Origin of the sequence: Hydrocoleum sp. CS-953, from assembly GCF_002260545.1 — a bacterium.
Taxonomy (GTDB): domain Bacteria; phylum Cyanobacteriota; class Cyanobacteriia; order Cyanobacteriales; family Microcoleaceae; genus Trichodesmium.
In genome coordinates, this window is sequence record NZ_LGSU01001169.1 from 1 (window position 1) to 7,505 (window position 7,505).

Below are 7,505 nucleotides of genomic sequence, written 5' to 3' on the forward strand. Positions count from 1 at the left end.
TGGGTATGAAAAATTATCTTTATCACAGTCATTCATGCTAGAGGCAAAAAGTAATATGGAAGATGGTTTTGATGATTTGACTGCCTTACATACTTGTGTTTTTTTGTATTTTTCTACTTACTAAAATTCATTATATTTATCAAATTAATTATTTCTGCCAATTGTTAATTAATGACAGTACAAGATGATAGTCGAGAAAATGAACTTATCCAGTTATTTAACTTAGAAAGACCAGTCAATTTAAGTCGCAGTGGTACAGATGCAATCTTGACTTTAAATCAACTTAAAATTCCTTTTGAATTAAAATCAACTACAAAGACTTCTGTAACTACAGTTAGAGATTTTGGACCGGAACATATTAAAAAATGGAGGGGAAAACATTGGTTATTTGGTTTCTATGAAAAAGGTGGTAAAACCCTAAAATATTGCTTGTATGCTTCCCCTGAAATGATGGCTCCTTGGATTAGTGAAAAATCAGATTATGTTGTATCAGATTATAAACTTGCTCAATTAATACCAGAGTTAATTAGCATATCTTTACTATATGAAATTGTTGTGGAAAAAGAAGTTTATACAGTCGAAGATGCTCAGAATCTGCAAAAAAGACAATACACAATCCAAGAATACCGAAATAAAATGGATTTATAATTTGGCTACTCTCCTGAAAGAATGCTTTCAATTTTAAGAGATAGATGTCATTTCAGTTATCAGTTCTTAGTTATTAGTTATTAGTTATAGCAATCCTAAATAGGTTGTAAGATTTTATCGTAGGGGTTTGGTTTCCAAACCCAAGCATCAAGGGATTTGGAGACCAAAGCCCTACAATTTTTTCTCACAAATCATTTCATATTGCTATATAAGTTATTAGTTATTAATTATCACTTTATGGTCAACGTTTAAGAGAACTTATAACGGAAACTATTCAACAAAATACTTTACCATTAGACCTCTTCAAAAATCCAGAAAAAATTAATTATTCTCCATAAATTTATCAATTACTTCTCCCTATTCCCTATTCCCTATTCCCTAAAATAGATAATGCTATTTGATAAGCCATAGGAGGTGGTACAGCATTACCAATTTGACCTAATGCTTGATAAACTGCACCAGAAAATTTCCAAGACTCAGGAAAACCTTGGAGAATTCCACAGTCAGGAACAGACAACCGAAAATGATTATTTTGGGCTACAAATAAATGTGCTTTTTCACGATTTTCAGCTACTCCGTTCGGCCAAATATGTAATTTTCCCCAAACTTTTTGTGCAGAAACACTACTTAAAATAGAGGTAGTATGGCGGGGTCCAGTTAATCCACTTCTGAGAGTAGGTGATAAAGCATCAAATCGAATATTTGGTAATCCTAAAGCTTCACGAGTTCCCATACAACGTTGTAATTTTTCTGGAGTTTTACAATTATCGAAAAGATTTAGTTGAATTGGTTTTGTACATTGATTTGTTGGTAAATGATGCCAATAATGCGTAGGCTGAGGAGGTTGATATTTAGCTAAATATTTTTCATCCTGAAAACCGACAAAAAAGACTCGCTTTCTAATTTGAGGAATGCCAAAATCTGGAGCATTTAAAATAAATTTTGTGATTTTATAGTGAGGAGCTAAAGGAGATTCAATAACTTCTTAAACATATTTGCCGAACTTTTTACTTATCAATGCAGTAACATTTTCTGCCACAAATATTAGAGGTTTAATTTCTAATACAGCGCGAATAAATTCGGGGAACATATGGCGATTATCTTCCTTATATTTTTGACGACCAGCAACAGAAAAAACCTAAAAAAGTAGACCATCATGGATAATATCAACTGAGCCATAATCAGAACGCAAATCTACTTTTATAACCAAAAAATAAGGTCTAAAGCCTCGCCTTTTGAGGGGATGAAAAGAATAAACTTTAGTATTTTAATCCGGATGCTTCAATAGGAGGTACTGATAACTGATAACTGATAACTGATCACTGAAATGACATCTCCTTTTTCACCTGAAAAAATTTGCCACTGTGGTCTAAGATTGCGCAAAGTATTACCAGCTTCTACAAGAATATCGTAGGAGGAAATATGAGTAAAACCTGCTCGGTCAAAACCAAGGTCAAGACCACCACCTCCACTAAATAAGGAGAGAGTTCGCCATCTATTTTTAGGAATTTGTGGCATTAACTTTTCAGGATTTAGATTAGGGATATTGATAGGATGTATGGGTTTTTTCCCTTCTCCATTTAAAGCTTGCTTTTTAGCACGACTAGATGCTTTTGAACGTTGTCTATAAATTTCTCTTTGTTCTTCAGTAATATTCCAACCTTGATGGGGTGATGGTATTGACATTAGGCAAACTTTCTAGATTTACATTTGATTGATCATCCTATCTTTTTCAGGTAGAAAAAGTTATTCAATATTTTGTAGGGAACTTACATTGAACTTTCGCTTATTCCTTATTTTCTTTTTTATCCAATTAAAAGGGGAGGCTTGAGACCTTATTTATTTGGTCATATTTCTATTGGTTTAATTGATATTACTATGCTAAAAAGTTCTATTATTATTTACAAAATTGTTGTTAAATCTAAAATAAATCCAGGTAAAATATTTTCTCCTGATACTGTCTTTGGATTGTCTAATATTTCTACTTCTTGACCTTGACGATAAATTTCTATTTGCTGTTGTTTGCGATTAATTAACCAACCTAATTCAGCGCCATTTTCGATATACTCTTGCATTTTTTCTCTTGTTTTTAAGAGTGAATCAGTTGGTGACATTAATTCAATTAAAAAATCAGGACATATAGGAGCAAGATAAATTTGCTCTTCTGATGTCAAAGCATCCCAACGTTCTTGTTTNACGATAAATTTCTATTTGCTGTTGTTTGCGATTAATTAACCAACCTAATTCAGCGCCATTTTCGATATACTCTTGCATTTTTTCTCTTGTTTTTAAGAGTGAATCAGTTGGTGACATTAATTCAATTAAAAAATCAGGACATATAGGAGCAAGATAAATTTGCTCTTCTGATGTCAAAGCATCCCAACGTTCTTGTTTTATCCAAGAAGCATCCGGTGAACGTTTAGCTCCGTTAAGCAGCAAAAAGCCACTATTAGAATCAAATACTTCCCCTAAATTATTTTGACGACTCCAAGCCATTAGTTGATAGATTAAATCAGCATTAATTTTACCTGTACTACTGCCAGTGGGTGACATGATAATTAATTCTCCATTTGCCGTTTGTTCAAATCTTAAATCGTCATTATCGCGACATAGTTGCCAAAATTGTTCTTCTGTAAGATTGAGTTTTAATTCTAATACTGGTGGTAAATATATTGTGGGTATTTCCATAATTTTTGCTTCCTATTTTTCGGTTAATTTTACCGAATATATTCTATTTCCCTCTGCCTTTAAAGCAAAGTTTCTTTGTAATAAAAACTCCTATATATTTTCATTTTTGTCTTTTTGACTAAAGTCTCATTCACGAAAGTTTTAGTCGTCAAATTCAAGGGTTTTTAGCATTATTTTTTTCAGTTTATCTTTGCTTCAGTTCTCTATTATAACTTTTCGGNCTTTCAAGGGGAAAAAAAATAAATTTTTTCCCCCTTTGTGTCTTACCTCTCCCTAAAAGGGAGAGGTAATTATCAATTAAAAATTATGCCGAAAAATATATAAAAGTTTCTTCGAGTAATTACTGGAATGATACAATATCAGATATTAGTTATCGTAATGTTTCTAGTTATTTCTGCTTGGCTAGTTAGAGCTAAATCTGTTGTCTAAGCAATGAAAATTGTCTAACCTTAGTCAGTAGTAAAAATTCAATAAACCCCCCATCAAAACAATGCATGGAATTAATCATTTCATCAATTGCTACTCTGATGGCATTCCTCATGGCTTTGAAATATCCTAATATTGCCGGGGTGAAGATAGATTACCGCTTATTTTACAACAAGGAGAATAAATAAATTACTTATTGAGCAAGTAAAAAAAGATCTGCTTACAAAAGCTGAAAACTCCCATTGATGGTTTGCTATACCCGCTGACATAATATCCACCTTAACTCTAGAGGTGGTTTACCATTAGCTAAGGGAAACACATCTCTACCAGTCGCCCAACTTTCAAACCAACTTGTGGGAGGCCATGCTGTTTCTGGTAAATGTTGACGTTCATATTCTATAACTAACTCATTAGAAACCATCGCCAAGGGTAAATCTTCCATCGCTGTTGTTAACTCATCAAAAGTAAACAAACTTGACCAACATAACTGCGCCATATCTCGCACTAATTTATCTGGCACATATTCATCTACTGTCAAAAATATATTGAATAAAAGTAAACCACCAGAACAAATAACATCAGACATTTTTGCTAGAAATAACCGTAAGTCATCTACATCCCGAAAATGAGATACTACTTCTGTGGCGATCGCTAACTGATAAAAAGCTGGTCGTAACCTTGTCAGTGGTTCAAGAATATCTCCCTCTATCACATTCATTGATAAATTTTCTGTAGCGATCGCTGTTTGTAACTGTTCAATAAAAGCAGGAGTTAACTCTAAAACATCTACATAATGACCTTTTCGCGCCAAAGGTAAAGCATTCCTACCTGTTCCTCCTCCCACATCTAATATTTTCAAGCTAGCGTTTTTACCAAATTCTGTTATAGTTGCTAATACCTTAGTATCAGGATGAGAACCAAATAAAGGAGGCTTTCTTTTCTCTATCCAAGACNTAACTGTTCAATAAAAGCAGGAGTTAACTCTAAAACATCTACATAATGACCTTTTCGCGCCAAAGGTAAAGCATTCCTACCTGTTCCTCCTCCCACATCTAATATTTTCAAGCTAGCGTTTTTACCAAATTCTGTTATAGTTGCTAATACCTTAGTATCAGGATGAGAACCAAATAAAGGAGGCTTTCTTTTCTCTATCCAAGACTTATACTGCTCTCCTAAAGTTGGAGTGCGAATAGTTACTTGACAAGCTATACCTTTTTTGGGAGGCTTCACTAATTCATATTGAATAACTAACATTGAAGTTGCAGAAGTATTAAACCCTTCTGTCAACCTCGTTTCCATCATTTGACGTAATTGTAATTTTCTTTCAGTGGGCATTGGTCTACCCAGATGAGAGAATAAATTTTCTACAATATTTATATAATAGTCGAGCATACCAGGCAGACAAGGAAGCACCAACTCGCCACGACCTGAAATATAGCTATCAAGCTTATATACAATAGCTTTTTTGAGAATATCTGGCGAAGTTACAAGTGGCAGTTGGTCGCTTATTGGTAATGTCTGTTCCTGGTTCATTAGCAGATTCTGCCTTAATTAATAATAATTAATAATTGTCTAGGCTGGAGAATTTAGTTAGTCCTATAATATTCTAAGTTAATTTTAACTTCTGACTTCTGACTTAATTAATTCTCCCCAGACATATAAGACTCAATTATTGATTATTAATTACTAATTATTCAGTTAACCCTCTAATATTTTAGGTTAACTTCTGACTTCATTTAACTTCTAAATTCAGAATTCTAAATTCAGAATTCTAAATTCATTAAATTGATTATTAATTACTAATTATTCAGTTAACCCTCTAAATATTCTAAATTAACTTCTGAATTCTGAATTCTGAATTCTACATTCTAAATTTCGATATTGATGGCGTGATTCGGGATGTGGGTGGGTCTTATCGAAGGGCGATCGCTGATACGGTGGAGCATTGTACGTCTGGCTCATTTTCTCCGACTTTGGCANTAACTTCTAAATTCAGAATTCTAAATTCAGAATTCTAAATTCATTAAATTGATTATTAATTACTAATTATTCAGTTAACCCTCTAAATATTCTAAATTAACTTCTGAATTCTGAATTCTGAATTCTACATTCTAAATTCATTAATTAGTACCTGCAAAAACTATTTCTGGTTCTGGAAATTTCGCCTGAGCTTCCGAAAGTGGTCGTCTTCTACCCTCTTCTTGCCAATAATTAATTAGTTCAGTAGCTTTATTCAGGAGATCCACCCGATCTGCTTCAGAAATCCAATGCTTGGCTTCCATTTCCGTTTTTAGTTGTTCCCAAGCATCATTCCGAGGCCAGAAAAAGTAACAAGTTAAAGGACTGGTACCATTTCCTACCACTTGATCTACAGCAAGTGCTACATTATCGTCTAACCAGACTACTTTTAGTATAAATTTGGACAATTTACCTCCTGAGCCAATTTTAGGCTAATTTTCAAACTTTAGACACACAAAATTTCATCTTACCATAAAAATTTGATAATGAATAAAGCAATTTTGGTTTTCGATATTGATGGCGTGATTCGGGATGTGGGTGGGTCTTATCGAAGGGCGATCGCTGATACGGTGGAGCATTGTACGTCTGGCTCATTTTCTCCGACTTTGGCAGATATTGACCAACTTAAATCTGAGGGTATTTGGAATAATGACTGGGAGGCTTCGCGGGAGTTAGTTTATCGTTATTTTGAGAGGCAAGGTCAAAAACGGGAGGATGTAGTTTTAGATTATCAAAAGTTAGTAGCTTTTTTTCAGTCTCGTTATCGGGGTTTAGATGAGGATAACTGGAATGGTTATATTTGTTCGGAACCTTTATTGGTAAGTTCTGGTTATTTTGAGGAGTTGACCGTAGCAGGTTTGTCTTGGGGATTTTTTAGTGGAGCGATGCGAGGGGAAGTTGCTTATGTTTTGGAGGGAAAGTTAGAGTTGAGTTCTCCTGTTGTAGTGGCAATGGAGGATGCACCGGGAAAACCTGACCCGACTGGGTTGTTTGGAGTAGTGGAGCAGTTGGAAAAACAAGATGGTTTGGCTGAAAATTTATCTGTGATTTATGTTGGGGATACGGTGGGAGATATGTATACCGTGCAGAATGCTCGGAAACAGATGCCGTCAAGAAGTTGGATTGGGGTGGGTGTGTTGCCTCCCCATGNTGAAAATTTATCTGTGATTTATGTTGGGGATACGGTGGGAGATATGTATACCGTGCAGAATGCTCGGAAACAGATGCCGTCAAGAAGTTGGATTGGGGTGGGTGTGTTGCCTCCCCATGTACAGGAGAGTAAGGAAAGGCAAAATGTTTATACTGCTAAATTATTGGAGGCAGGAGCAAAAGTAGTTTTGAATAATATTGAAGAGTTGTCTGGGGAAGTGATCGGTAATTTAATTAATAATTGATAATTAATAATTCAGGACTTACGCACCAGACCATATATATAGAGTTTAAAACTATGGCGCAATAGTTTTGTGACTCTATAGATAGTACCTTTGCGTAAGTCCTGTAATTAATAATTCATATCATGTCCGTTGGTATCGTTTGTGTAAAAGCTGTCGAAATATCTACACTTATGTAATCTTTTTCCTTTTTTTTAAGCTTCTTCCTTCCCCCTTCCCCCTTCCCCCTTTTCGGATGTTTTTTAATTAAAATCTGCCGATTTGAGTCATTCTCCAGTCTGTCAGGTTGGCTTTAGTTATCAGAAAGTTCAGCAATTATTTAAGGCAAAAGAA

Annotated in this window: 6 protein-coding genes and 3 pseudogenes; 3 read left to right on the plus strand and 6 right to left on the minus strand. The window is 34.5% G+C overall.

Features of this window, described 5'->3' with window-relative positions; all coding sequences use genetic code 11:
* The first annotated feature begins 171 nt into the window (after positions 1 to 171).
* Positions 172 to 648 carry a hypothetical protein gene (locus tag AFK68_RS18755; protein ID WP_094674087.1) on the plus strand — a complete coding sequence of 159 codons (477 nt, stop codon included), beginning with the start codon at positions 172 to 174 and terminating at the stop codon, positions 646 to 648.
* Positions 649 to 1,012: 364 nt separating this feature from the next.
* Here AFK68_RS18755 and AFK68_RS18760 read toward each other — a convergent pair.
* The 5 genes and pseudogenes from AFK68_RS18760 to AFK68_RS18780 all read right to left on the minus strand — a co-directional run.
* Positions 1,013 to 1,771: pseudogene (locus AFK68_RS18760) on the minus strand (DNA cytosine methyltransferase); the annotation flags it as partial.
* 158 nt (positions 1,772 to 1,929) lie between these two features.
* Entirely contained in the window at positions 1,930 to 2,334 is a 405-nt protein-coding gene (locus AFK68_RS18765; RefSeq protein WP_094674089.1) for a hypothetical protein, read from the minus strand.
* A 215-nt stretch (positions 2,335 to 2,549) separates the two neighbouring features.
* A partial coding sequence (locus tag AFK68_RS18770) for a Uma2 family endonuclease (protein WP_210407494.1) occupies positions 2,550 to 2,843 on the minus strand: 294 nt, incomplete at its 5' end.
* Position 2,844: 1 nt separating this feature from the next.
* A pseudogene (locus tag AFK68_RS18775) lies at positions 2,845 to 3,336 on the minus strand (Uma2 family endonuclease); the annotation flags it as partial.
* Positions 3,337 to 4,015: 679 nt separating this feature from the next.
* Positions 4,016 to 4,606: a class I SAM-dependent methyltransferase gene (locus tag AFK68_RS18780; RefSeq protein WP_246844283.1), complete on the minus strand. Its 591-nt coding sequence runs from the start codon at positions 4,604 to 4,606 to the stop codon at positions 4,016 to 4,018.
* Between the two features lie 1,003 nt (positions 4,607 to 5,609).
* On the opposite strand from AFK68_RS18780, the pseudogene AFK68_RS42050 reads away from it, so the two are divergent.
* Positions 5,610 to 5,741: pseudogene (locus tag AFK68_RS42050) on the plus strand (TIGR01548 family HAD-type hydrolase); the annotation flags it as partial.
* A 141-nt stretch (positions 5,742 to 5,882) separates the two neighbouring features.
* On the opposite strand, the gene AFK68_RS18795 reads toward AFK68_RS42050, so the two are convergent.
* The gene (locus AFK68_RS18795) at positions 5,883 to 6,188 is read right to left on the minus strand and encodes a 30S ribosomal protein PSRP-3 (protein WP_094674097.1); all 306 of its coding nucleotides are present in this window, start codon (positions 6,186 to 6,188) and stop codon (positions 5,883 to 5,885) included.
* A 78-nt stretch (positions 6,189 to 6,266) separates the two neighbouring features.
* On the opposite strand from AFK68_RS18795, the gene AFK68_RS18800 reads away from it, so the two are divergent.
* On the plus strand, positions 6,267 to 6,930 hold a 664-nt coding region (locus AFK68_RS18800), incomplete at its 3' end, for a TIGR01548 family HAD-type hydrolase (protein ID WP_246844282.1).
* Between the last annotated feature and the right edge of the window lie 575 nt (positions 6,931 to 7,505).